A 228-nucleotide genomic window follows, 5' to 3' on the forward strand; every position below is an offset into this window, starting at 1 on the left:
GTTTGTCCACGTAGACTTGCGTCGGCTCGTGGCCTTCCTTCAACGCGATCTGGATTTCGCCGTCGAGCGTGCCGATTGTCCCTGCATTGCTATATGAAAGATTGATACCGCTATACGGCAGGCCGAGATTATCGAGGATGGTGCCGAGTTCGTTCGCGGGCACCACTTCGCGGATCACCTTCTCGACTTCGTCGGCGAGACGCGCGGTTTCCTCGATGCGCGTGCCGG

1 protein-coding gene is annotated in these 228 nt (G+C 58.8%); it reads right to left on the minus strand.

Translation table 11 applies throughout. The features are described from left to right. Positions 1–228: hypothetical protein (locus SB822_RS61695; protein ID WP_410859748.1), on the minus strand; the 228-nt coding region annotated here is incomplete at both ends.

This window comes from Paraburkholderia sp. SIMBA_054, from assembly GCF_046534875.1.
Classification (GTDB): Bacteria; Pseudomonadota; Gammaproteobacteria; order Burkholderiales; family Burkholderiaceae; genus Paraburkholderia; species Paraburkholderia hospita.